Annotated in this window: 21 protein-coding genes; 10 read left to right on the top strand and 11 right to left on the bottom strand. The window is 67.0% G+C overall.

The features are described 5' to 3' along the window. Position 1: 1 nt before the first annotated feature. Genes L1087_RS01100 through L1087_RS01080 form a run of 5 tightly spaced genes read right to left on the bottom strand, consistent with a single transcriptional unit; the run spans position 2 to position 4000 of the window. Positions 2-1897 carry an AMP-binding protein gene (locus L1087_RS01100; RefSeq protein ID WP_234557236.1) on the bottom strand — a complete coding sequence of 632 codons (1896 nt, stop codon included), beginning with the start codon at positions 1895-1897 and terminating at the stop codon, positions 2-4. Then, positions 1898-2734, bottom strand: coding sequence for a serine/threonine-protein kinase (locus L1087_RS01095; protein WP_038042828.1), 837 nt, complete (start codon positions 2732-2734; stop codon positions 1898-1900). Further along, positions 2727-3401 carry a metal-dependent hydrolase gene (locus L1087_RS01090; protein ID WP_234557235.1) on the bottom strand — a complete coding sequence of 225 codons (675 nt, stop codon included), beginning with the start codon at positions 3399-3401 and terminating at the stop codon, positions 2727-2729. Before L1087_RS01090 ends, L1087_RS01095 begins: the two co-directional genes overlap by 8 nt. Positions 3402-3422: 21 nt before the next feature. Continuing rightward, positions 3423-3794: a DUF3809 family protein gene (locus tag L1087_RS01085; RefSeq protein ID WP_038042826.1), complete on the bottom strand. Its 372-nt coding sequence runs from the start codon at positions 3792-3794 to the stop codon at positions 3423-3425. Further along, on the bottom strand, positions 3791-4000 hold the full coding sequence (locus tag L1087_RS01080; protein ID WP_234557233.1) for a DUF3248 domain-containing protein: 210 nt from the start codon (positions 3998-4000) through the stop codon (positions 3791-3793). Before L1087_RS01080 ends, L1087_RS01085 begins: the two co-directional genes overlap by 4 nt. A 44-nt stretch (positions 4001-4044) precedes the next feature. On the opposite strand from L1087_RS01080, the gene L1087_RS01075 reads away from it, so the two are divergent. Beyond that, on the top strand, positions 4045-4452 hold the full coding sequence (locus L1087_RS01075; RefSeq protein WP_038043635.1) for a hypothetical protein: 408 nt from the start codon (positions 4045-4047) through the stop codon (positions 4450-4452). Here L1087_RS01075 and L1087_RS01070 read toward each other — a convergent pair. After that, positions 4400-5545: a class I SAM-dependent rRNA methyltransferase gene (locus L1087_RS01070; protein ID WP_234557232.1), complete on the bottom strand. Its 1146-nt coding sequence runs from the start codon at positions 5543-5545 to the stop codon at positions 4400-4402. The genes L1087_RS01075 and L1087_RS01070 overlap by 53 nt on opposite strands. Positions 5546-5646: 101 nt before the next feature. Here L1087_RS01070 and L1087_RS01065 point away from each other — a divergent pair, with 101 nt between their 5' ends. The 9 genes from L1087_RS01065 to atpD are packed head-to-tail and all read left to right on the top strand — an operon-like array spanning position 5647 to position 14026. Then, a complete protein-coding gene (locus L1087_RS01065; RefSeq protein ID WP_234557231.1) occupies positions 5647-5961 on the top strand; it encodes a V-type ATPase subunit subunit G family protein in 315 nt (104 codons plus the stop codon). Then, positions 5958-7925 carry a V-type ATP synthase subunit I gene (locus tag L1087_RS01060; RefSeq protein ID WP_234557230.1) on the top strand — a complete coding sequence of 656 codons (1968 nt, stop codon included), beginning with the start codon at positions 5958-5960 and terminating at the stop codon, positions 7923-7925. The genes L1087_RS01065 and L1087_RS01060 overlap by 4 nt, the downstream gene beginning before the upstream one ends. A 12-nt stretch (positions 7926-7937) precedes the next feature. Continuing rightward, positions 7938-8234, top strand: coding sequence for a F0F1 ATP synthase subunit C (locus L1087_RS01055; protein ID WP_234557229.1), 297 nt, complete (start codon positions 7938-7940; stop codon positions 8232-8234). Positions 8235-8289: 55 nt separating this feature from the next. Further along, on the top strand, positions 8290-8856 hold the full coding sequence (locus L1087_RS01050; protein ID WP_038042822.1) for a V-type ATP synthase subunit E: 567 nt from the start codon (positions 8290-8292) through the stop codon (positions 8854-8856). A gap of 3 nt (positions 8857-8859) precedes the next feature. Further along, a complete protein-coding gene (locus tag L1087_RS01045; protein WP_135259449.1) occupies positions 8860-9831 on the top strand; it encodes a V-type ATPase subunit in 972 nt (323 codons plus the stop codon). Positions 9832-9833: 2 nt separating this feature from the next. Beyond that, positions 9834-10148, top strand: coding sequence for a V-type ATP synthase subunit F (gene atpF / locus L1087_RS01040; protein WP_185747623.1), 315 nt, complete (start codon positions 9834-9836; stop codon positions 10146-10148). A 12-nt stretch (positions 10149-10160) separates the two neighbouring features. Next, a complete protein-coding gene (locus L1087_RS01035; protein WP_234557228.1) occupies positions 10161-11897 on the top strand; it encodes a V-type ATP synthase subunit A in 1737 nt (578 codons plus the stop codon). A gap of 11 nt (positions 11898-11908) precedes the next feature. Continuing rightward, a complete protein-coding gene (locus L1087_RS01030; protein WP_038042818.1) occupies positions 11909-13345 on the top strand; it encodes a V-type ATP synthase subunit B in 1437 nt (478 codons plus the stop codon). Positions 13346-13354: 9 nt separating this feature from the next. After that, positions 13355-14026 (top strand): V-type ATP synthase subunit D, encoded by a 672-nt coding sequence (atpD, locus tag L1087_RS01025; RefSeq protein WP_135259451.1) that lies wholly within the window; start codon positions 13355-13357, stop codon positions 14024-14026. A gap of 96 nt (positions 14027-14122) precedes the next feature. Here the strand turns inward: atpD and acnA are convergent, their stop codons facing one another. The 5 genes from acnA to L1087_RS01000 all read right to left on the bottom strand — a co-directional run bounded on the left by acnA (position 14123) and on the right by L1087_RS01000 (position 22519). Beyond that, positions 14123-16828 (bottom strand): aconitate hydratase AcnA, encoded by a 2706-nt coding sequence (gene acnA, locus L1087_RS01020; protein WP_234557227.1) that lies wholly within the window; start codon positions 16826-16828, stop codon positions 14123-14125. Positions 16829-16927: 99 nt separating this feature from the next. Beyond that, positions 16928-17248 (bottom strand): carboxymuconolactone decarboxylase family protein, encoded by a 321-nt coding sequence (locus L1087_RS01015; RefSeq protein WP_234557225.1) that lies wholly within the window; start codon positions 17246-17248, stop codon positions 16928-16930. Positions 17249-17285: 37 nt separating this feature from the next. Next, positions 17286-18038, bottom strand: coding sequence for an alpha/beta hydrolase (locus tag L1087_RS01010; RefSeq protein ID WP_234557223.1), 753 nt, complete (start codon positions 18036-18038; stop codon positions 17286-17288). 3 nt (positions 18039-18041) lie between these two features. Beyond that, entirely contained in the window at positions 18042-21341 is a 3300-nt protein-coding gene (locus L1087_RS01005) for an efflux RND transporter permease subunit (protein WP_234557221.1), read from the bottom strand. Next, positions 21338-22519 carry an efflux RND transporter periplasmic adaptor subunit gene (locus L1087_RS01000; RefSeq protein ID WP_234557219.1) on the bottom strand — a complete coding sequence of 394 codons (1182 nt, stop codon included), beginning with the start codon at positions 22517-22519 and terminating at the stop codon, positions 21338-21340. Before L1087_RS01000 ends, L1087_RS01005 begins: the two co-directional genes overlap by 4 nt.

Raw genomic sequence — 22519 nt, 5'->3', positions numbered from 1 at the left:
TTCAGTTTCCCGCCGCCTGGCGGATGGCCTCCACCGCCTCCGGGTTCTCCAGGGCGGAGAGGTCCCCGGGGTCCTGGCCCAGGAAGGCCGCCCGCACCACCCGGCGCATGACCTTGGCGTTCCGGGTCTTGGGGAGGTCCGGCACGAAGAGGACCTTCTCCGGCCTCAGGGGCTTGCCCAGGGCTTCCGCCACCTTTTCCGCCACCTCCTCTGCCAAGGCGGGGGAGGGGGTGAGGCCCGGCTTGAGCACCGCGAAGAGGACGATGGCTTCCCCCTTCACCGGGTGGGGCACCCCGATGGCGGCGCACTCCTTGAGGGCGGGGTGGCGGGTGGCCGCGGTCTCCACCTCTGCCGGGCCCACCCGCTTGCCCGCCACCTTCAGGGTGTCGTCGGAGCGGCCCAGGATGAAGAAGTGGCCCTCCTCGTCCAGAAGGGCGAAGTCCCCGTGGACCCAGACCCCGGGGAAGCGGCCGAAGTAGGTGTCCAGGTAGCGGGCCTCGTCCTGCCAGAAGCCCTTGGTCATGCCCGGCCAGGGTTTGAGGACGGCAAGCTCCCCCACCCGGCCCTGGGTGGGCTTCCCTTCCTCGTCCAGCACCGCCGCGGCCATGCCGGGGACGGCGGTGTTGAAGCCCATGGGTTTGATGGGGCGAAGGAGCACGTTGCCCAGGATGCCTCCCGAGATTTCCGTGCCGCCCGAGTAGTTCACGATGGGCCGCTTTTCCTCCCCCACCACCCGGAAGAACCAGAGGTAGGGCTCCAGGTTCCAGGGCTCCCCCGTGGAGCCCAAGACCCTTAGGGAGGAGAGGTCGGAGGCGCGCACGGGGGCTTCCCCGAAGGGGATAAGGGCCCGCACCAGGGTGGGGGAGAGGCCCAGGTGGGTGAGGCGGTGGGCCTCCACCATGCGCCAAAGCCTTTCCGGCCCCGGGTGGTCGGGGGCGCCGTCGTAGAGGAAGACGGTGGTCCCGAGGATGAGCCCTCCCAGGATGGCCCAGGGCCCCATCATCCAGCCCAGGTCGGTGAACCAGAAGAGGCGGTCCTCTTCCCTTAGGTCAAAGAGGAGGGCCAGGTCCAAGGCGGCCTTCAAGGGGAAGCCGGCGTGGTAGTGGACCGTGCCCTTGGGGCGGCCCGTGGTGCCGGAGGTGTAGATGAGCATGAAGGGGTCCATGCTTTCCATCTCCTCCGGCGGGAAGGGTTCGCCCCTTAAGGATGCGTAGTCCACCTCCCCGGCTTCCAGGGGCAGACCCAGCCTTCGCACCACCAAAAGATCGGGGGTTTCCGCCAGGGCCAGGGCCTTGCGGGCCTCGAGGAGGAGCTCCACCCGCCGGCCCCGCCGCAGGAAGCCGTCCTGCACCACCAGGAGCTTGGCGCCCGCGTCCTTGAGGCGTACGGCGGCGGCCTCGGCGGCGTAGCCGGAGAAAATGGGGATGGCGATGGCCCCGAGCGAGCTCGTGGCCAGGAGGAGGACGGCGGCCTCGAGGCCCATGGGGAGCCACAGGCCCACCCGGTCGCCCCGCTCCACCCCCAAGGCCTTAAGCCCCGCGGCCACCCGGGCCACCTCGGCCTGGAGCTCCCCGTAGCTCAGGGCCCGCGCCTGGCCGTCTTCCGTCTCGTGGAGGAGGGCCAGGCGGGAGGGGTCGTGGCGGAGGGCGGCTTCTACCAGGTTCAGCCTCCCCCCCACGAAGAAGCGGGGAAGGGGAAACCCACCTTCTATGACCCGCTCGTAGGGTTTGCGCCAGGGTAGGCCCAGGTGGGTGAAAAACTGGTGGTAAAAATCCTCGAGCTCCTCCACGCTATAGCGGTAGAAAGCCTCGTAGTCCCGGAAACCCAGGGCCTCCATGAATCGGAAGAGCCTGGTGGCCTGGATCTCCTCCGGGTTGGGATACCAGATGGGCTCCATTTATTTCCTCCAAAACAGTCGGAAGAGGATGCCTTTGCGTTTGCTTGGGGCTTCCACATTCGTTTGGCCCTTGGGGTCTTTGAGTACCTCCACGAAACCCTTGATGTCCAGGCGCTCCTCAGGGGTTTTGGCCAAAAGGCGCTTCAAGGCCTTGTCCAGCCTGGGGGGAAGGGAAGTGGGAGGGGGAGGCAGGAGGAGGTGGGCGTTGCGGAGGGCTTCCAGGGTTTCCCCCTGGAAGGGTCGCCTGCCCGTGAGGAGCTCGTAGGCCATCACCCCAAAGCTGTAGGCCTCGCTTTTGGGGCTGGGCTTGGCTCCCAGGAAGAGCTCGGGGGCCAGATAGTGGGGGCTTCCCGCATACTCCGAGGAAGCCTCCGCCAGGGGGCGCACGGTGCCCAGATCCCCGAGCTTGTAGCCCCCTTTCCCCACGAACACGTTGGAGGGCTTCACATCCTGGTGGAGGAAACCCTTTTCGTGCAGGAAGAGCAAGGCCTGCCCCACCTGCAAAAGCGCCCGCATGGCCTCCTCCTGGCTCAGAGGACCCCTGAGGAGGCGTTCTTCTAGGGTGCCTTCCTCGAGGTACTCCAGGGCCAAAAAGGCTTCCTCGCCGAAGGGTATCCCATAAAGCCCCTGCACCAGGTGGGGGTGCTTCAAGGAAAGGCTAAGGGAAACCTCCCGGGCAAACCGCTCGGCAAGCCTGGGGTCCTGCCTTACCTCCTTGCGGGGAAGCTTGAGGGCTACCTTTCGCCCATCAGGGGCCTCCGCCAGGTAAACCTGGGCAGTCTGCCCCAAACCCAGGAGCATGTGCAAGCGGAAATCCTTGCGCTTCAGGCTAGTCAAGGACCAACACACCTCCCGGTTTCAGGGCATGGCCCTCCACGCCCTTTTCCTTGGCCCTCTCGGCGAAGGCCTCCCCGTCTTGCTGGATGGGGGGGAAGGTGTTGTAGTGGATGGGCACCACCTTCTTGGGGCGCAGAAGCTCCAGGGCCTTGAGGGCGTCCTCGGGTCCCATGGTGAAGTGGTCGCCGATGGGCAAAAAGGCCAGGTCCAGGCCCAGCTCCCCGATGAGGCGCATGTCGGAAAAGAGGGCGGTGTCCCCGGCATGGTACACGCGCTTGCCGCCAAGCTCCACCACCACCCCCATGGGCATGCCCCCATAGGTGCCGTCGGGGAAGCTAGAGGAGTGCCAGGCGGGGAACCATTTGAGCCACCCTCCGGGGAAGCGGTAGGTGCCTCCGATGTTCATGGGCACCGCCTTGGCCCCGTGCTTCTCCGCATAGGTGGCGATCTCAAAGGTGGAAACCACGGTGCCCCCCTTCTTGGAGAGGGCCACGGCGTCGCCGAAGTGGTCCCCGTGGGCGTGGGTAACCAGGATGAGGTCCGCCTGCACCTCCCCCACCCCCACCGGGGCCATGGGGTTCCCGGTGAGGAAGGGGTCGATCACCACCTTGGTCTTGCCGTCGGAAAGCCAGACCGCCGAGTGGCCCAGGTACCGGATCTCCAGCATAGGCACCTCCTTTAAAAGGCACTATATCGGAGGGGAGGGCATTTGGGAAAGGGACCGCTCTAGGCTTTTATAGAAGAGGAGTTCCAGGATGCGGGCGAAGGCCCGCTCCCCCCAGGTTTCTCCCTCGGGGAGGACCAAACTGAGCTCCAGTTCTAGCTCCAGCCCCTTCCTGCCCGAAAACACCCGGCCCTCCACTTTGAGGGAAGGTGGAGGGAGGAGCTTGGCCTCGAGGCGCTCTCCCTCAAGCCTCGAGGCGAAGGGAAGGACCACTTCCCCCAGCACGGGGTTTTCCTGCCGGAAGACCCCACGGACCTCGTTTCCTTCCAGCTGGAGTTCCAGGGGTAACCCCTGGGAGGGGTGGCCGTTCAGGACGAGGTGCAGCCTGGCCTTCATCCTTCCACCCACTCCACCCGCACCCGGCCTTCCTTGGCCAGGCGGGCCACCTCGGCGTCGGGGATGTTCATGAGCCTAGGCAGCTCCCGGAAGCGGGGTGTGGCCGAGGCCAGGCCCACCCGCACCACCAGGACCTCCTCCTCCTCGGCCCGGCCGATGCGCCAGACCAGGTGCTGGCCCAGGGCTTCCAACAGGTCCTTCTCCACTCCCTTAGTCTATCCCGGGCTGGCCTTGGGAGATAATGGATGGGATGCTCCTGGAGGTGGCCTTCGCTGGCCTTTCCCCCTGGGTTTTCTGGGCAGGGGTGGGGCTTGTGGCTTCGGGCTTTGTCCTCGGGGAGGCTTCCTGGCTTGCCCTGGCTCTCCTTTACCCCTGGTGGCGGCTCAGGCAGGGCTGGCGGCTAAGGCTTTTCCCCGATCACCTGAGCCTTCACCCCCCCTTGGGCCTCAGCCGCCGGATTCCCCTGGAGGGCGTGCGGGAGGTGGAGGTGGCCTACTGGCCGGCAGGGCCCTTTTCCAGGGGGAGGCGGGCTTTGGTTCTCCACCTGGAGAACGGGGAGGGCGTACCCCTTCCCGTACCCGATCCCGAGGCCCTGGCGGCCCGGATCAGAGAACTTCTAAAAGGGCGAACTTCAGGTAGTGGGTTTCGGGGTGGTTGAGCAGGATGGGATGGTCCCATCCCTGCCCCCGTTTTTCCACCACCCTCAGGCTGCGGTGGGCGTCTTCTGCGGCCTCGGCGAGCATCTGGTAGAAGAGGGGCTCGGTCAGGTGGTGGCTGCAGCTGCTGGTGGCCAGCAGGCCCCCTTCCTTGAGGAGCTTGATGGCCCTTAGGTTCACCTCCTTGTAGGCCCTGTAGGCCCTTTCCAGATCCTTTTTCGCCTTGGCGAAGGCGGGTGGGTCCAGCACGATGAGGTCAAACCGCTCCCTTGCCTTCTCCAGGGCCCTTAGGTGGTCAAAGGCGTTGGCTTCCACCGTCTTGAGGGTAAGCCCGTTGAGCCTGGCGTTCTCCTCCGCTTGCCTCAGGGCCTCGGCGGAGCTGTCCACGCTGATCACCTCCTGGAAGCCCAAGGCCAGGTGGAGGCCGAAGCTACCCGTGTAGCTGAACACGTCCAGGGCCCTTTCTCCCCGGAAGTTTTCCATAAGGATCCGGTTGTCCCGCTGGTCCAGGTAGGCCCCGGTCTTCTGGCCTCCTGTGAGGTCCACGAGGTAGCGGATCCGGCCCTCCTTCACCGCTACCCGTTCGGGGGCCCGGCCCAGGAGGGGCCGGACGTAAAGGGGGAGGCCCTCGAGTTCCCGGACCCTGGCGTCGTTTTTGGCCAGGAGGCTTTTGGCCAGGGGTTTGAGCCTCTCGGCCACCTGGGGCAAGAGGGCTTCCCAGGCGTAGGCGGTGGTCTGCAGGACCAGGTGGCCGGCGTAGTAGTCCACCACCAGACCCGGCAAGAAGTCCCCTTCGGCGTGGGCCAGGCGGAAACCCCCTTCGGGCTCCTTTTCCAATGCGGGGAGACGCCGGACCAAGGCCTTCTCCAGGTTGTCCAAAAGCGCCTCCGCTGGGTCCCTTGCGGGACGGAAGCGGTAGGCCCGCACGCTGAGGTCGCTGGTGGGGTTGAAAAGGGCTAGGGCCAGAAAGCGCTTGCCCCAGTAAACGGGGTAAAGGCCCGGCTCCTCGGGGCCCGAAAGCACATCGCGGCGAAAGACCCAAAGGTGCCGGGCCAGGAGGCGCTGGGCTCCTTTTTCGTTGACGAGAATCCGCATCGCTTAAGTATACTTAAGCGGGGTTGGTTGACGTTTGCCCCAAAGGCCGGTATCCTATCCGGCGGGTGCAGTTTGCGCATCTTTTCACGAAGGGAGGGGCGATGGGAGGCCTGGGACTTATCAAGAGCCTGGCGGAAAAGGAAAGGGAGCTCCTGGCCCGCCTCGAGGCCGCCAAGAAGGAGGCCGAGGCCCTGGTGGGGCAGGCCGAGGCGGAGGCCAGGGTCCTTTTGGAGGAGGCCGAGGCCAAGGCTAAGGCCCTAGAAGCCGAGTACCGCGAACGGGAGGCCAAGGAAACCGAGGCCATCCTGGCCCGCTACCGGGCACAGGCGGAGGCCGAGGCCAAGGCGGTGAAGGAGAAAGCAGGGGCCCGGTTGGAGGAGGCCGTGGCCCTGGTTCTGAAGGAGGTTTTACCGTGATCGCCCCCATGGAGAAGCTGGTCCTGGCCGGGCCCAAGGCCAAGGCCCAGGAGCTTCTCCACAGCCTCCAGCAGGCAGGGGTGGTCCACCTGGAAACCCTCCGGGTGGAGGAGCTTGCTGAGTACAGGCTTTCCCAGGAGGAGCGAGAGGAACTCAGGCGCTGGGAAGGGGTGGCGGCGGGGGCCGAGCACACCCTCACCCTCCTGGGCCGGGAGGTGGAGCCCACAAGGCCCTTCCCCGATGGGCTAGAGGCGGCGGAAAAGGCCCTTTCCCCCATCCAGGCTCACGCGGAGGGCCTCGCCCGGCAACGGCAGGAGCTGGAGGAGGAGCTTGCCCTGGTCCAGGCCTACCTGGAACCCTTGGAAAAGCTTGCCGCCATGGCCCAGGGACTGGACCGAAGCGCCTTCTTCCGGGTGGTACCCTTTTTGATCGCGGAAAAAGAGCTTCCCCTGGTGGAGGAGGCCTTGAAAAAGGCCTTGGGGGTAGACGGGGAGCGGTTCATCCTGGCCAGCGAGCCCTATTCCAAAGGGGTTGCCGGGCTTCTCGTGGTGCACCGGAAGGACCTCGAGGCGGCCAAGGCGGCCCTTTCCCGGGCCGGGGTGGCGGAACTCCGCCTCCCTGGCAACTACGGGGATCTTCCCCTAAGCGAGGCCACCCGCCGGTTGAAGGAGCGGGCCGAGGCTGCCCCCAAGGAGCTTTCCGAGGTGCGCCAGGCCCTTTATCGGCTGGCCCAGGAGGCCTCCTCCACCCTGCAAAGCCTCTGGACCCGGGCCAAGGACGAGGCGGCTCGGCTTAAGGCCTTGGAGGAGCTGGCCTCAGGCCGGTTCGGCTTTGCCCTTTTGGGCTACGTGCCGGTGAAGGCCAAGGGCCGGGTGGAGGAGGCCTTGGCCCGCCACAAGGATCGGGTGATCTACGCCTTTGAGCCGGTGGACGAGCACCACGAGGCGGACCACGTTCCCGTGGCCCTGGACAACCCTCCTTGGGTCAAGCCCTTCGAGCTTTTGGTGAGCTTCCTCAACACCCCCAAGTACGGCTCCCTAGACCCCACTCCGGTGGTGCCCATCTTCTTCCCCTTCTGGTTCGGCATGATCGTGGGGGACATAGGGTATGCCCTTCTCTTCCTGCTTCTCGGGCGCTGGCTCTCCGGGTTCGTGAAACGGAATGAGCCTCTGGTCATCGATCTTTTTGCCCTGAGGCTCAAGCCCGCCGTCATTGGGAAGCTGGTCTACATCCTTAACTGGATGGTCTTCTGGACGGTGGTTTGGGGCTTCGTCTACGGGGAGTTCTTCGGCACCTTCCTGGAGCACCTAGGGGTGTTCGGCACCCCCGAGCACCCGGGTCTCATCCCCATCCTCATTCCCCGCATCGACACGGCCAAGACCGCCAACCTGCTCATCCTCCTTTCCGTGGCCTTCGGGGTGGTCATGGTCTTCTGGGGCCTGGCCTTGAGGGCCTACCTGGGTCTGAAGCACCACCACATGGGCCACTTCTGGGAGGGCGTGGGGTACCTGGGGGGCTTGGTGGGCATCCTGGCCCTGGCGGCCTCCTACCTGGGGAACCTCCAGGCCGGCTGGCTTTCCGTGCTCATGTACCTGGGCTTTGGCGTGTTCTTGCTTGCGGTTCTTATGAGCCGAATGTGGCTCATGATCCCGGAGATCTTCACCCAGGCGGGGCACATCCTCTCCCACATCCGTATCTACGCGGTGGGGGCTGCTGGGGGTATCCTGGCGGGTCTTCTCACCGATGTGGGCTTTGCCCTGGCGGAGCGGATCGGGCTTCTGGGCGTGCTTCTGGGCATTGGGGTGGCAGGGGTTTTGCATCTCCTGATCCTGCTTCTCACCACCCTGGGCCACATGCTCCAGCCCATCCGTCTTATCTGGGTGGAGTTCTTCACCAAGTTCGGTTTCTACGAGGAGAACGGCAGGCCTTACCGGCCGTTCAAGAGCGTCCGCGAGACGCTTTAGGGAGGGAAAGAGATGAAGAAGCTTCTGGTTACGGTTCTGGTGGCGGTTTTCGGCGCTCTGGCTTTTGCGGCGGAAGAGGCGGCCTCCGGGGGCCTGGACCGAGGCCTTATCGCCGTGGGGATGGGCCTGGCGGTGGGCTTGGCGGCTTTGGGCACCGGCGTGGCCCAGGCCCGCATCGGTGCGGCGGGCGTGGGGGCCATCGCCGAGGACCGGAGCAACTTTGGTACCGCCCTGATCTTCCTCCTCCTGCCCGAAACCCTGGTGATCTTCGGCCTCCTCATCGCCTTCATCCTGAACGGCAAGCTCTAAGCGAGCGCTTTGGCCCTGCCCCACTTGGGGTGGGGCCTTTTCCCAAGGAGGGAAGATGTCCAAACTGGAAGCGATTTTGAGCCAGGAGGTGGAGGCGGAGATCCAGGCCCTCCTGGGGGAGGCCCGGGCCAAGGCGGAGGCGGTGGTGGCTGAGGCCCGTTCCAAGGCGGAAGCGCTCCTCAGCGCCCGGAAGAGGGCCCTCGAGGCCAGCCTGCAGGCCGCCCTCCGCCGGACAGAAAGCGCCGGGGAACTCCTCCTGGCCACAGCCCGTACCGAGGCCAAGGGGGAGGTGCTCTCCCAGGTGAAGGCCAAGGTGGAGGAGGCCCTCAGGGCTTTGCCGGATAGCCCCGACTGGCCTCAGGTGTTGCGGAAACTGGCCGAGGAGGCCCTTGCGGCCTTGGGCGAGCCCGAGGCCCTGGCCTCCCATCCGGACAACCTTCCTCACCTCGAGGGTCTGGCGCGGGAGCGGGGCCTGGAGCTTAGGGCCGACCCTGTCTTGCGCCTTGGGGTGAGGGCCATCGGCAAGGGGGGCAGGACCCAGGTGGAGAACGCCCTGTTAAGCCGTCTGGAACGGGCCTGGGATGCCCTTTCCTCCAAGGTGGCCCAGGTGGTGTGGGGCTAGGACATGGCGGACGACTTCGGCTACCTAAACGCCCGGGTGCGGGCCAGGAGGAGCACCCTCCTCAAGGAGAGCTTCTTCCAGGAGGCCTTGGACCTTTCCTATCCCGATTTCCTGCGTCTACTTTCCGAAAGCGTCTACGGCCAGGACCTGGCCGGCCAAGGCCTTCCCGAGGTGGACCGGGCCGTAGCCCTCACCCAGGCCCGGTTGGTGGGGGACCTGGCGGGGTTGGTCACGGGGGAGGCTCGGGAGGCGGTGCGGCTTCTCCTCCTCAGGAACGATCTCACCAACCTCCAGGCTGTCCTCCGGGCCAAGGCCACGGGGAAGCCCTTTGAAGAGGTGGTGCTTCTCCCGGGTACCTTAAAGGAGGCCCTTTGGCGGCAGGCCTACGAGGCCCAGGATGCGGCGGGGATGGCCCAGGTGCTTTCCGTGCCCGGCCATCCCCTGGCCCGGTCCTTGAGGGCGGTTCTCCGGGAAACCCAGGACCTGGCGCGCATGGAGGCCCTTTTGGCCAAGCGCTTCTTTGAAGGGGTGGCCAAGGCCTCCAAGGCCCTGGAGGAGACGGCCTTGAGGGATTACCTGGCCCTCGAGGTGGATGCGGAGAACCTGCGCACCGCCTTCAAGCTCCAGGGGCAGGATGTGCAGGTGGAAACCGTCTTCGTACGGGGTGGGCGGTTCGTGGACAGGGTCCGCTTCGCCCGGCTTCTCGAGGGGGATTACGCCGTATTGGACGAGCTTTCGGGCACCCCCTTCGCCCCTTTGGCAGGCGTGCGGGACCTCAGGGCCCTGGAAAGGCGGCTCAGGTGCCTCCTCCTGAAGGAGGCCAGAAAGGGAGCCTCCGACCCGCTGGGCGTGGGATTGGTGCTGGCCTATGTGAAGGAGCGGGAGTGGGAGGCCGTGCGGCTTAGGCTTCTGGCCAGGCGGGCCTACTTCGGCCTTCCCCGGGCCCAGGTGGAGGAGGAGGTGGTCTGCCCATGAAGATCGCGGTGATCGCTGACCCTGAGGCGGCGCAGGGGTTTAGGTTGGCGGGCCTCGAGGCCTACGCCGCTGCCTCGGCGGAGGAGGCCCGGGCCCGGCTGGAAAACCTGGTTCAGGCCGGGGGGTACGCCCTGGTGGCCGTGGACCAGGGGCTTTTGCCGGAGCCGGAAAAGGCGGTGGAGCGGCTCATGCGGGGCAAGGACCTTCCCGTGCTCCTGCCCATAGCTGGGTTGAAGGAAGCCTTCCAGAACCCCGATGTGGAGGGGTACATGCGGGAGCTGGTCAAGAGGACCATAGGCTTTGACATCAAGCTGTAGAATGGAGGGACGATGATCCAGGGCGTGATCCAGAAGATTGCGGGCCCGGCAGTGATCGCCAAGGGCATGACCGGGGCCCGCATGTACGATATCTGCAAGGTGGGCCACGAGGGCCTGGTGGGGGAGATCATCCGCCTGGACGGGGACACCGCCTTCGTCCAGGTCTACGAGGACACCTCTGGCCTTAAGGTAGGCGAGCCCGTGGTGTCCACGGGGCTTCCCCTGGCGGTGGAGCTGGGCCCGGGGATGCTGAATGGGATCTACGACGGCATCCAGCGCCCATTAGAGCGTATCCGGGAGAGGACCGGCATCTACATCACCCGGGGCGTGGTGGTCCATGCCCTGGACCGGGAGAAAAAGTGGGCCTGGACCCCAAAGGTCAAGCCGGGGGATGAGGTGCGGGGGGGCATGGTCCTGGGCACGGTCCCGGAGTTCAACTTCACCCACAAGATCCTGGTGCCCCCGGACGTGAAGGGCCGGGTCAAGGAGGTGAAGCCCGCTGGGGAGTACACGGTGGAGGAGCCGGTGGTGGTCCTAGAGGACGGCACCGAGCTCCGGATGTACCACACCTGGCCCGTGCGCCGCGCCCGGCCCGTGCAGAGGAAGCTCGACCCCAACACCCCCTTCCTCACGGGCATGCGCATCCTGGACGTCCTCTTCCCCGTGGCCATGGGGGGCACCGCGGCCATCCCCGGGCCCTTTGGCAGCGGGAAGACGGTGACCCAGCAGTCCCTGGCCAAGTGGTCCAACGCCGACGTGGTGGTCTACGTGGGCTGCGGGGAGCGGGGCAACGAGATGACGGATGTGTTGGTGGAGTTCCCCGAGCTCACCGACCCCAAGACCGGGGGGCCTCTGATGCACCGCACGGTGCTCATCGCCAACACCTCCAACATGCCCGTGGCCGCCCGCGAGGCCAGCATTTACGTGGGGGTGACCATCGCCGAGTACTTCCGCGACCAGGGCTTCTCCGTGGCCCTCATGGCCGACTCCACCAGCCGCTGGGCCGAGGCCCTGCGGGAGATCTCTAGCCGCCTGGAGGAGATGCCCGCGGAGGAGGGTTACCCCCCCTACCTGGCCGCCCGGCTGGCCGCCTTCTACGAGCGCTCGGGGAAGGTGATCACCCTGGGGGGCGAGGAGGGAGCCATCACCATCGTGGGGGCCGTTTCCCCTCCCGGCGGCGACATGTCCGAGCCCGTCACCCAGTCCACCCTGCGCATCGTGGGGGCCTTCTGGCGGCTGGATGCCTCCCTGGCCTTCCGCCGCCACTTCCCGGCCATCAACTGGAACGGGTCCTACTCCCTCTTCACCTCGGCCCTGGACCCCTGGTACCGGGAGCACGTGGCCCCTGACTATCCGGAGCTTCGCGACGCCATCTCCGAGCTCCTGCAGAGGGAGGCGGGCCTGCAGGAGATCGTGCAGCTGGTGGGTCCCGATGCGCTGCAGGACGCCGAGCGCCTGGTCATCGAGGTGGGGCGCATCATCCGCGAGGACTTCTTGCAGCAGAACGCCTACCACGAGATCGACGCCTACTGCTCCATGGGGAAGGCCTACGGCATCATGAAGATGATCCTGGGTCTGTACAAGGAGGCGGAGGCGGCCATCCGGCGAGGGGTTACCGTGGACGAGATCCTGCAGCTTCCGGTGATCGAGCGCATCGGCCGGGCCCGCTACGTGAGCGAGCAGGACTTCCCCCGCTACTTTGAGGAAACCATGAAGGAGATCGAGGGAGCCTTCAAGGCCTTGGCCTAGGGGAGGGAAGGATGGATCTTCTTAAGAAGGAATACACGGGCATCACCTACATCTCGGGGCCTCTCCTCTTCGTGGAGAACGCCAAGGACCTGGCCTACGGCGCCATCGTGGAAATCAGGGACGGCACGGGCCGGGTGCGGGGCGGCCAGGTGATCGAGGTTTCCGAGGAATACGCGGTCATCCAGGTGTTTGAGGAGACCACGGGGCTGGACCTGGCCACCACCAGCGTAAGCCTGGTGGAGGACGTGGCCCGGCTTGGGGTTTCCAAGGAGATGCTGGGGCGGCGCTTCAACGGGATCGGCAAGCCCATCGACGGCCTGCCCCCCATTACCCCAGAGAAGCGGCTTCCCATCGTGGGCCTGCCCCTGAACCCCGTGGCCCGGAGGAAGCCCGAGGAGTTCATCCAGACCGGCATTTCCACCATCGACGTGATGAACACCCTGGTGCGGGGGCAGAAGCTTCCCATCTTCTCCGGCTCGGGCCTTCCCGCCAACGAGATCGCTGCCCAGATCGCCCGCCAGGCCACGGTGCGCCCCGATCTCTCCGGGGAAGGGGAGAAGGAGGAGCCCTTCGCCGTGGTCTTCGCCGCCATGGGCATCACCCAGCGGGAGCTCTCCTACTTCATCCAGGAGTTCGAGCGCACGGGGGCCCTTAGCCGCTCCGTCCTCTTCCTCAACAAGGCGGACGACCCCACCATCGAGCGCCTTCTCACCCCCCGCATGGCCCTCACCGTGGCCGAGTACCTGGCCTTCGAGCACGACTACCACGTGCTGGTCATCCTCACGGACATGACCAACTACTGCGAGGCCCTGCGGGAGATCGGGGCGAGCCGCGAGGAGATCCCCGGGCGGCGTGGCTACCCCGGTTACATGTACACCGACCTGGCCACCATCTACGAGCGCGCTGGGGTGGTGGTGGGCAAGAAGGGCTCGGTAACCCAGATCCCCATCCTCTCCATGCCCGACGACGACCGCACCCACCCCATCCCCGACCTCACCGGCTACATCACCGAGGGGCAGATCCAGCTCTCCCGGGAGCTCCACCGCAAGGGCATCTACCCGCCCATCGACCCCCTGCCCTCCCTTTCCCGGCTCATGAACAACGGGGTGGGCAAGGGCAAGACCCGGGAGGACCACAAGCAGGTGTCCGACCAGCTCTACTCCGCCTACGCCAACGGGGTGGACATCCGCAAGCTGGTGGCCATCATCGGCGAGGACGCCCTCACGGAGAACGACCGCCGTTACTTGCAGTTCGCCGACGCCTTTGAGCGGCACTTCATCAACCAGGGCCAGCAGAACCGCTCCATCGAGGAGAGCCTGCAGATCGCCTGGGCCCTGCTTTCCATGCTGCCCCAGGGAGAGCTTAAGCGGATCTCCCGCGACCACATCGGCAAGTACTACGGGCAGAAGCTGGAGGAGATCTGGGGTGCTCCGCAAGCCCTGGACTAAGGAGGTTAGATGAGCCAGGTAAGCCCCACCCGCATGAACCTTCTGCAACGGCGCAGCCAGATGCGCCTGGCGCAGAAGGGGGTGGACCTCCTCAAGAAGAAGCGGGACGCCCTGGTGGCCGAGTTCTTCGGGCTGGTCAAGGAGGCCCTCGAGGCCCGCAAGGCCCTGAACCAGGCGGCCCAGGAAGCCTATGGGGCCTTGCTTCTCGCCCAGGCATTTGACGGGCCGGAGAGCGTTTCCGTTGCGGCCTTGGGGGTGAGGCCCCTCGAGGGGGTGGAGGCTCAGGTGGAAAACGTCTGGGGGAGCAAGGTGCCGAGGCTCAAGGCCACCTTCCCCGATGGGGCCTTGCTCTCCCCGGTGGGCACCCCGGCCTATACCTTGGAAGCCGCCCGGGCCTTTCGCCGCTACGCCGAGGCCTTGATCCAGGTGGCCAACACGGAAACCCGCCTCAAGAAGATCGGCGAGGAGATCAAGAAGACCACCCGCCGGGTGAACGCCCTGGAGCAAGTGGTCATCCCCGGCATCCGCTCGCAGATCCGCTTCATCCAGCAGGTCCTGGAGCAACGGGAACGGGAGGACACTTTCCGCCTCAAGCGCATCAAGGGCAAGATCGAGGCCCGGGAGGCTGAGGCCGAGGGCGGGCGTCCCAACCCGCACCTGGAAATCGGGGCGGGCCTTTAATACCACCCCACCCTGGCGTGGCTAGGGTGGGGGCCCCATAGAGGGGCGGCGTGGGCAAGGGCCCCGGGGTTTCCCCGGGGCCTCCTGCCGCTTGGCCTACTGGGCCTTGGCCTCCTTCAGGAGGTTGAGGAGCACCGTCTGCAGGATGCCCCCGTTCTGGTAGTAGTCCACCTCCACCTTCGTGTCCAGACGGGCGATGGCCTGGAAGCGGATTTCGGAGCCGTCCTCCCTCCTGGCCACCACCTCCACCCGCTTCCGGGGGAAGAGGTCCTCAAGGCCCAGGATGTCGTAGACCTCGTACCCGGTGAGGCCCAGGGTTTCCCGGTTCTCCCCAGGGAGGAACTCCAGGGGCAGGACGCCCATCCCCACCAGGTTGGAGCGGTGGATGCGCTCGAAGCTCTCGGCCAGCACCGCCTTCACCCCCAGGAGGTAGGTGCCCTTGGCGGCCCAGTCGCGGCTAGAGCCGGTGCCGTACTCCTTGCCGGCGATGACCAGAAGGGGCGTCCCTTCGGCCTTGTAACGCATGGCCACGTTGTAGACGAAGTCCACCTCTCCCTCCGGGAGCTTCTTGGCGTAGCCGCCTTCCACCCCATCCAGCATGAGGTTCTTAATGCGGATGTTGGCAAAGGTGCCCCGCATCATCACCTCGTGGTTCCCCCGGCGGGAGCCGTAGGAGTTGAAGTCCTCGGGCTTAACCCCTTTGGCCAGGAGGTACTGGCCCGCGGGGCTCTTCACGGGGATGGCCCCGGCGGGGGAGATGTGGTCGGTGGTCACCGAGTCCCCCAGGACCAGAAGCACCCTGGCCCCCCGGATGTCCCCCACCTGGCGCCGGCCCAGCTCCTCGAAGAAGGGCGGGTTCTGGATGTAGGTGCTTTCAGGATCCCAGCGGTAGCGCTCCCCTTTGGGGGCGGGGAGGGCCTGCCAGCGCTCGTCCCCCTCGAAGACCTTGCTGTACTCCTTCTTGAAGAGCTCCGGATCCAAGGTTTTCCCGATGGCCTCCCGGATCTCCTCCATGGAGGGCCAGATGTCCCTGAGGAAGACGGGCTTGCCGTTGGGGTCAAAGCCCAGGGGCTCGCTGGTGAAGTCGATATCCATGCGCCCCGCCAGGGCGTAGGCCACCACCAGCATGGGGCTCGCCAGGTAGTTGGCCTTCACGTGGGGGTTGATGCGCCCCTCAAAGTTGCGGTTGCCGGAGAGGACCGCGGCCACCACCAGGTCGCCTTCCTCCACCGCGCGGGCGATGTCCTCCGGGAGGGGGCCGGAGTTGCCGATGCAGGTGGTGCAGCCGTAGCCCACCACGTGGAAGCGGAGGGCCTCGAGGAAGGGGAGGAGGCCGCTGGCCTCGAGGTAGTCGGTCACCACCTTGGAGCCCGGGGCCAGGGAGCTCTTCACCCAGGGCTTGGTGTCCAGCCCCGCCTCCACCGCCTTCTTGGCCAAAAGCCCCGCGCCCAGCATCACCGTGGGGTTGGAGGTGTTGGTGCAGCTGGTGATGGCGGCGATGACCACCGAGCCGTGGGTGAGCTCAAACTCCTCGTCCTGGCGCTTGACCAGCACCTTTTTGGAAAGCTGGTCCTGGGTGAGGCCGAAGCCCCGCTCCTTCACCGGCTTGGTGAGGTGGGCCAGGAAGCTCCCCTTCACCTCCTTGAGGGGCACCCGGTCCTGGGGCCGCTTGGGGCCGGCTAGGGAGGGTTCCACCGTGGCGAGGTCCAGCTCCAGGTACTCGGAGTAGCGCACCCGTTCCTCTGCCTCAGGCGTGCGGAAAAGCCCGTTGGCCTTGGTGTAGGCCTCCACCAGCGCGATGAGCTCCTCCGGGCGGCCCGTCAGCCTCAGGTAGTTGAGGGTTTCCTCGTCCACGGGGAAGAAGCCCATGGTGGCCCCGTACTCGGGGGCCATGTTGGCGATGGTGGCCCGGTCGGCCAGGGAGAGCTTGGCCACCCCGGGGCCGTAGAACTCCACGAACTTGCCCACCACCCCGTGCTTACGGAGAATCTCGGTGATGGTGAGGACCAGATCGGTGGCGGTGGCCCCTTCGGGAAGCTCCCCGTAGAGCTTGAAGCCCACCACCTTGGGGGCCAGCATGTAGTAGGGCTGGCCCAGCATGACCGCCTCGGCCTCGATGCCCCCCACGCCCCAGCCCAGAACCCCAAGGCCATTGACCATGGTGGTGTGGCTGTCGGTGCCCACCAGGCTATCGGGGAAGGCTAGGGTGAGGCCTCCTTCCTCCTTGGTCATCACCACCTTGGCCAGGTACTCCAGGTTCACCTGGTGGACGATGCCGGTGCCCGGGGGTACCACGCGGAAGTTTTCCAGGGCCCCTTGGGCCCACTTGAGGAGCAGGTAGCGCTCTTTGTTCCGCTCGTACTCCTTCTCCACGTTGTAGAAGAAGGCGTAAGCGGTGCCGAAGGCATCCACCTGCACCGAGTGGTCGATGACCAGGTCGGCGGGGACCACGGGGTTGATGCGCTTGGGGTCCCCACCCCGCTCGGCCACGGCATCCCGCATGGCGGCCAGGTCCACCACCGCCGGCACCCCGGTGAAGTCCTGGAGGATGACCCGGGCCAGCTTCAGGGGCACGTTGATCTCCCCGGGCTCCGGTTGCCAGCGGGCCAGGGCCTCGATGTCCTCCCGGGTCACCTGGTAGCCGTCCTCGTTTCTGAGGAGGCTTTCCAGCATGACCCGGATGGAGAAGGGTAGGCGGCTGACCTCCGCCACACCCTGCCGCTCCAGCTCGCTAAGGTCAAAGTAGCCGTAGGTGCCGCTGGCGGTCTCGAGGGTCTTCAGGGCTTTAAAGCTGTCCTTCATGTCCACTCCTTTCCCTTCCCCCGAAGGGCAAAGGGCTAAGCTGGGCTCGGTTGTTGGGGGAAGTTTCCCGAGGGGGGGCGCCCGCCCCGGCTTTTCCCACTATAGCACTTCCAAAAGGGGGGTGGCGTGGCCCAAGACGGCGTTGGCCTGGGCCTGCCGGGCGATCTTCAGGGTTTCCAGAAGGGCCTCCTTGGAAATGCCCAGGCGCTTGGCCCGGTGGCTCATGGCCTTGACGCAGCTTTCCGAACCCGTGGCCAGGGCGATGCCCAGGAGGATGAGGGTGCGGGTCCTTTCGTCCAAGGCTCCCTTCTCCGGCATGGCGAAGGTCCAGCTCCGCCCGTGCTCCAAAAGGAGGCCCGGGGCTTTCTCGGCCAGGAGGGGAATGGCCTTGGGAAGGCCCTCCCCCAGGTTTTCCCGCATGGCTTGCAGAACCCGCTCGTGGGTGTGCTCCCTATCCTTAGCGTAGGGCCTGGGGCGGGGGCGGGGTGTCCCACCCCAGGCCCTCCAGGAAGAGAAGGACCTCCTGGCTGATTTCCTGCCAGAGGGCCTCCCTGGGTCGGGTGGCAGGCCGGTCCCCCTTCTGCGGGCCGTAGGCCCCAAAGCCCGCGTGGTTCAGTCCCTCCAGGAAGACCACCCGGGCTCCCCGGGGGAGGCGCTTGGCCTTTTCCCGGGCTTCCTCCGGGGGGAGGAGGCCGTCCTCCGTGCCGTAGAGGGCCAGGGTGGGGAGGCTCTGCCCGGAGAGGTCGGCCTCGGGGTAGCTGGCGAAGAGGACCAGGGGAAGCCCTTCCCGGGCGGCCACCTCCGCCGCCGCCACGCCGCCCAGGCTGTGCCCCCCCACCACCAGGGGGAGGTTAGGGTGGGCGGCCTGCGCCTCCAGAGCCCGCTCCTTTCCCAGGAGGGCGATGCCGGAGGGCACCTTCAGGAGGACCACCAGGTACCCAGCCTCCGCCACGGGGGCCAGGACCGGGGCGTAGGCCAAAGGCTCCACCCGGGCACCGGGGTAGAAGGCCAAAAGGGCCTTGGAGGCCTTGGGGACGAGCTCCAGGCCGTAGGGGGCTTCCCGCAGGGTGAGGCTAGGGCGGGCGAGGGCTTCCAGGGCTACCCTCTCGGCCTTCAGGGGTCGGAGGAAGTAAAAGGCCACCCCTACCACCGCCCCACCCAGGAGCAGGGCCGCGGCCAGGAAGAGGAAGAGGAGCTTCTTGGCGCTCACGCTTCACCTCAGGACGGGTTCTTGGGCCCGCCGCCGTTCAAAGGCATAAAAGGCCGCGGGCACCACGAAGAGGGTAAGCAGGGTGGAGGAGAGAAGCCCCCCCAGGATGATGACGCCGAGGGGCTTGCGGTACTCCGCTCCTTCTCCCGTGCCCAGAAGGAGGGGCAGGCTGATGATGAGCACGGTGAGGGTGGTCATGAGGATGGGCCTTAGGCGGAGCCTAGCCGCCTCCACCAGGGCATTCTTCAGGGGCATTTCCCGCATGCGCTTCACGGCGAAGTCCAAAAGGAGGATGGCGTTTTTGGTCACCAGCCCGATGAGCATCACCACGCCCAGGACGCTGATCACGTCCAGGCCGGTACCCAGTAGGTAGGTGAGCCAGAAGGCCCCCACCAGGGCCAGGGGCACGGGGAGGAGGAGGTAGAGGGGGTAGCGCCAGGCGTTGAACTGGCTGGCGATGACCAGATAGTTGAGGACCAGGGCCAGGAGGAAGGCCAGGGGGGCCAGCCGGGCCAGCTCCCCGGTGAAGGAGCCCAGGCCGGTGGCGATGAGCTCCACCCCGTCGCCCAAGAGGCCTTTTTCCCTAAGCTCCGTTTCCAGCTCCCGTTGGATCTGGAAGCTCCCAGGGGCGTCGGGCTTGAGGTTGATGTTGATCCCGGCGGCGTAGGCTTGGTTGCGCCTCGAGATCAGGGTGGGTCCGGGCCGCTCCACGAACCGCCCGAGGCTCCCTAGGGGCAGGAAGGCCTGCAGGGCCGGGGCGTAGACGGGGAGGGAAAGGAGGTTGGCCTCGTTTCCCAGGCGCAGGGGGTCGGCCTGGACCACCACGGGGAACTCCTCTCCCGAGCGCCGGGCGGTGGCCGCCTGGGTACCGGAGAGGTAGAGCCTCAGGGCCTGGGCCAGGTCCGCGGGGGTGAGGCCGGTCCCGGCGAGCCTGGCCGGGTCGGGGACGAAGACCCGCTCCCGCTGGGTGGCCTCGAGGGTGCTCTTCACGTTCATCACGTAGGGCTTCTCGGCAATGAGGGCGGTGATGGCCTGCGCCCGCTTCTCCAAAAGCGCCCGGTCGGGACTGGTGACGAAGAACTGCAGATCGGCGTCCCCAGCTTCGGGGCCCGTCTGGGCCAGCACCCGGAGGTCGGCCCCGGGAAAGTCCTTCAGAAGGGCTTTTCCCTCCCGGTTGAAGGCCTCGGTGAGGGTGAAAATGTCCTGCCGTTCCCCTTTGGGCTTGAGGACGATCTGGAGCTGGACCCGGCTGGGGTCTCCCACCTGGGCCCCGCCCACCGCGCTGGCCCCCACGGTGGTCACCACCCGGAGCACGGCGGGGTGGGTGAGGAAATAGGCCTCGAGGGTCCGCGCCGCCCGGTCCGCCACCGCCAGGGGCGTGTCCTTGGGCAGGAGCAGGGTGGCGGTGAGCACCCCGGTGTCGGAGCGGGGGGTGAAGTTGAAGGGGATCTTGGGCAGGATGGGGAAGATGGAGAAGAAAGCGAGGCCCGCAATCCCAAGGACCAGGCCGGGGCGCCTCAGGGCGCCGGCCAGGCTGCGGGCGTAGGCCTCCGTGAGGCGGCTCAGGCCCGCCTCCGCCAGGCCGTGAAGGAGGCGGGTGGCGGCCCCAGCCAGGTCCAAGAGGAAACGCCCCAGGTACCGCAGGAGCCCCAGGAGGGCTGGGTAAAGGGGCAGGAGGAGCAGGTACAGCGGCCCCTGCCGCCAAAGCAGGAAGGCCGTCATGCCCCCCAGCAACAGCCCTAAAGGGGTGCGGAAGCCCCTGCGGTAGGCGAAGCGGAGGTCCTGGGGGAGGAGGTTTAGGGAACGGAAGGCTTCCTTGAGCGTTGGGGGCTCGGGGTCGGGGAAGTAGGCGAGGCGCACGGTGAGGAAGAGGAGGGCCTCCAGCCAGCTCACCGCGATGGCCGCCGCCATGCCCAGGCCAAACTGCTGGAAGATCTGCCCGATGAGACCCGGGAGGAAGCTGATGGGGAGGAAAACCGCAAGGAGGCTCAAGGTGGCCGCGGCCACCGCCACGCTCACCTCGGATGCCCCTTTGAGAACGGCCTCTTTTGGGCCAAAGCCCATCCGGCGGTAGCGGTCAATGTTCTCCGCCACCACGATGGAGTCATCCACCACGATGCCCACCGCCACGGTGAGGGCGAGAAGGCTGATGAGGTTGTAGGTGAAGCCTAAAACGCCGAAGAGGAGGATAGCCCCGGAGAGGGTGATGGGGATGGCCAGGATCACGGAGAACACGGAGTTGAGCTTCCCCAGGAAGACCAAGACCACGAGGGAAACGGCCAGGGCCGCTAAAAAGGCCTCCCGCACCGTGTCCTCCACCGCGGCGCGGATGAAGCGGGTGGTGTCCAGGGCCACCTCCGCCCGGTAGCCTTGGGGGAAGCGGATCTCGGAAAGGGCCCGCTTTACCCCGTCGGCCACGGCCACGGCGTTGGAGTCGGGGGTTTTCACCACCGCCAGGAGCACGGCGGGGCGGCCATTCAGGCGGTTTAGGGTGGTGGGCTCCTCGGCCCGTTCCTCCACCCGGGCCACGTCCCGCACCCTAAGGCCACGGGAGGGGTCCAGGAGGAGGTCTGCCACCTCCCCTGCCGTGGCCGGGGTGCTCCGCAGGGTGTAGACCAGGCGCTTCTCCCCTTCGGTGAGGCTTCCCAGGGGCAGGTTGAGGGCCGAGGCGGAGAGGGCTTGCGCCACCTGCCCTGGGGCCACCCCCAGGGCTTGCAGGCGGTCCGGGTCCAGGTAGACCCGGATGGAGCGCTTGGGGGCCCCGGTGAGGCGGATGTCCGCCACCCCCTGCACCAGCTGGAGCTTGGGCTTCAGGGTGCGCTCCGCGTAGCGGAGCACCTGGGAGAGGTCCTTCCCCGGGGCCTCGAGGGCCAGGTAGAGGATGGGGCTTGCCGAGGGGTCGAACTTCTGCACCACGGGGGCCGAGGCGTCCTTGGGGAGCTGGCCCCGGGCGGCGGCCACCTTCTGGCTGGCCTCCACCGCCGCCCGGTCCACGTCCACCCCCTGCTGGAACTGGACGAAGACCAGGCTGAAGCCCTCGGTGGAGCTGCTGCCGATGGTGTCCACCCCGCTTAGGGTGGAAAGGGCATCTTCCAGGGGTTTGGAGACCTGCTCCGCCACCTCCTCCGGGCCCGCCCCGGGGTAGCTGGTGGAGACCGCCACCACCGGCACGCTGAAGCGGGGCAGGAGCTCCACCCCGAGCCCCAGGCCCAGCAGCAGGCCCACCAGCACCAGGCCCACGAAGATGGCCGTGGCGAAGACAAAGCGCTCCACAAAGAAGGCCACCAAGGGGTTTTCCCTCACGGGAGCACCTCCACGGGGTCGCCGTCCTTAAGGCCTTCGGGGACGGGGTAGATGACCTGGGCCCCTTCGGGCAAGCCCTCCACCACCGCCTGGGTCCCTTCCTGGGCCACCAGCCGCACCCGGACTTCCCGGGCCCGGCCGTCCTCCACCCGGTAGACCACCGCTTCGCTCTCCTGAATGCGCACCGCGCCGGCGGGCAAGCGAACCCCTTCCGCCACCCGCTCCCGGTAGCGGGCCTCGGCGGGGCCGGGCAGAAGGGGCCCCTGGGGCTCTAGCACCACCTCCACCAGGCGGTTCTGGCCCGGGAGCTCGGACTTGCGCAGAAGCCTGGCCGCCACCTCCTGTCCGTTTTGGCGCAGGGTGAAGGGGGTTTCCGGCCCCAGGGCGCTGGCCTTTTCCGGGGGCAGGTAGACCTTGGCCAGGAGGCGGTCGGTGGTGGCCAGGCGGAAGGCGCGGCTACCCGTGCCCAGGAACTCCCCTTCCTTTACGAAGACCTCCACCACCTCCCCAGCGAAGGGGGCCCGCACCACGCTCTCCTTGAGGTTCCGTTCCGCCTGACGCACCTGGAGCCTGGCCCCTTCCACCTGGAGCTCCAAGAGCCTGAGGTCCTCGGCCCGCTCCAGGCGGGAGAGGGCTTCCCGGGCGTTCTCGTAGGCGCTTTGCGCCTGGCGGAGCTGGGCCTCGAGGGCCTTGAGGTCCAGGGGGGCCAAGGCGCCCGCCTGGAGGAGGGCCTGGCCTTCCTCGTAGCGCCTCTTGGCGGCTTCCAGCTGCACCTTGGCCGCCTCCAGCTGGGCCTGGAGGGCGGCCCGGTTGCCCAGGAGCTGGTTCCGCGCCCGCTCCAGGTTGGCCTCCGCCTGGCGGAGGTTGAGCCTTGCGGCTTCCAGGGCCTCCTGGAAGGGGGCGGGGTCCAGGTAGACCACCCCTTCCCCGGCCCGCACCGGGGTGCCTGCGGGGAGGGTCTTGAGCACCCGGCCTGCGGCCCCGGCGGCCACCAGGCTGTCCCGTTCCGCCTGCAGGCTGCCGGAGGCCCGCACTTCCCGTTCCAGGACGCCCCGCTTGGCCTCCACCACCCGCACCTGGAGGGCCAGGGGGGCTTGGGCTTCCTGGGCAGGGGCCTCCGCCTTCTTGGGGGCGCAGGCGAAGAGGAGGAGGGGTAGGAGAAGGAGGAGTCGGCGCAT

The sequence above is a fragment of the Thermus tengchongensis genome, from assembly GCF_021462405.1.
Lineage (GTDB): Bacteria > Deinococcota > Deinococci > Deinococcales > Thermaceae > Thermus > Thermus tengchongensis.
This window is presented reverse-complemented; position numbering and strand designations above follow the sequence as displayed.

What these genes read in the sequence shown, in the direction of transcription:
- L1087_RS01055 (WP_234557229.1), top strand. Translation starts at nt 7,938, where the DNA reads ATGAAGAAGCTTCTGGTTACGGTTCTGGTGGCGGTTTTCGGCGCTCTG.
- L1087_RS01030 (WP_038042818.1), top strand. Translation starts at nt 11,909, where the DNA reads ATGGATCTTCTTAAGAAGGAATACACGGGCATCACCTACATCTCGGGG.
- L1087_RS01000 (WP_234557219.1), bottom strand. Translation starts at nt 22,519, where the DNA reads ATGCGCCGACTCCTCCTTCTCCTACCCCTCCTCCTCTTCGCCTGCGCC.
- L1087_RS01090 (WP_234557235.1), bottom strand. Translation starts at nt 3,401, where the DNA reads ATGCTGGAGATCCGGTACCTGGGCCACTCGGCGGTCTGGCTTTCCGAC.
- L1087_RS01075 (WP_038043635.1), top strand. Translation starts at nt 4,045, where the DNA reads ATGCTCCTGGAGGTGGCCTTCGCTGGCCTTTCCCCCTGGGTTTTCTGG.
- acnA (WP_234557227.1), bottom strand. Translation starts at nt 16,828, where the DNA reads ATGAAGGACAGCTTTAAAGCCCTGAAGACCCTCGAGACCGCCAGCGGC.
- L1087_RS01015 (WP_234557225.1), bottom strand. Translation starts at nt 17,248, where the DNA reads ATGCGGGAAAACCTGGGGGAGGGCCTTCCCAAGGCCATTCCCCTCCTG.
- L1087_RS01085 (WP_038042826.1), bottom strand. Translation starts at nt 3,794, where the DNA reads ATGAAGGCCAGGCTGCACCTCGTCCTGAACGGCCACCCCTCCCAGGGG.
- atpD (WP_135259451.1), top strand. Translation starts at nt 13,355, where the DNA reads ATGAGCCAGGTAAGCCCCACCCGCATGAACCTTCTGCAACGGCGCAGC.
- L1087_RS01065 (WP_234557231.1), top strand. Translation starts at nt 5,647, where the DNA reads ATGGGAGGCCTGGGACTTATCAAGAGCCTGGCGGAAAAGGAAAGGGAG.
- L1087_RS01100 (WP_234557236.1), bottom strand. Translation starts at nt 1,897, where the DNA reads ATGGAGCCCATCTGGTATCCCAACCCGGAGGAGATCCAGGCCACCAGG.
- L1087_RS01070 (WP_234557232.1), bottom strand. Translation starts at nt 5,545, where the DNA reads ATGCGGATTCTCGTCAACGAAAAAGGAGCCCAGCGCCTCCTGGCCCGG.
- L1087_RS01035 (WP_234557228.1), top strand. Translation starts at nt 10,161, where the DNA reads ATGATCCAGGGCGTGATCCAGAAGATTGCGGGCCCGGCAGTGATCGCC.
- L1087_RS01050 (WP_038042822.1), top strand. Translation starts at nt 8,290, where the DNA reads ATGTCCAAACTGGAAGCGATTTTGAGCCAGGAGGTGGAGGCGGAGATC.
- L1087_RS01045 (WP_135259449.1), top strand. Translation starts at nt 8,860, where the DNA reads ATGGCGGACGACTTCGGCTACCTAAACGCCCGGGTGCGGGCCAGGAGG.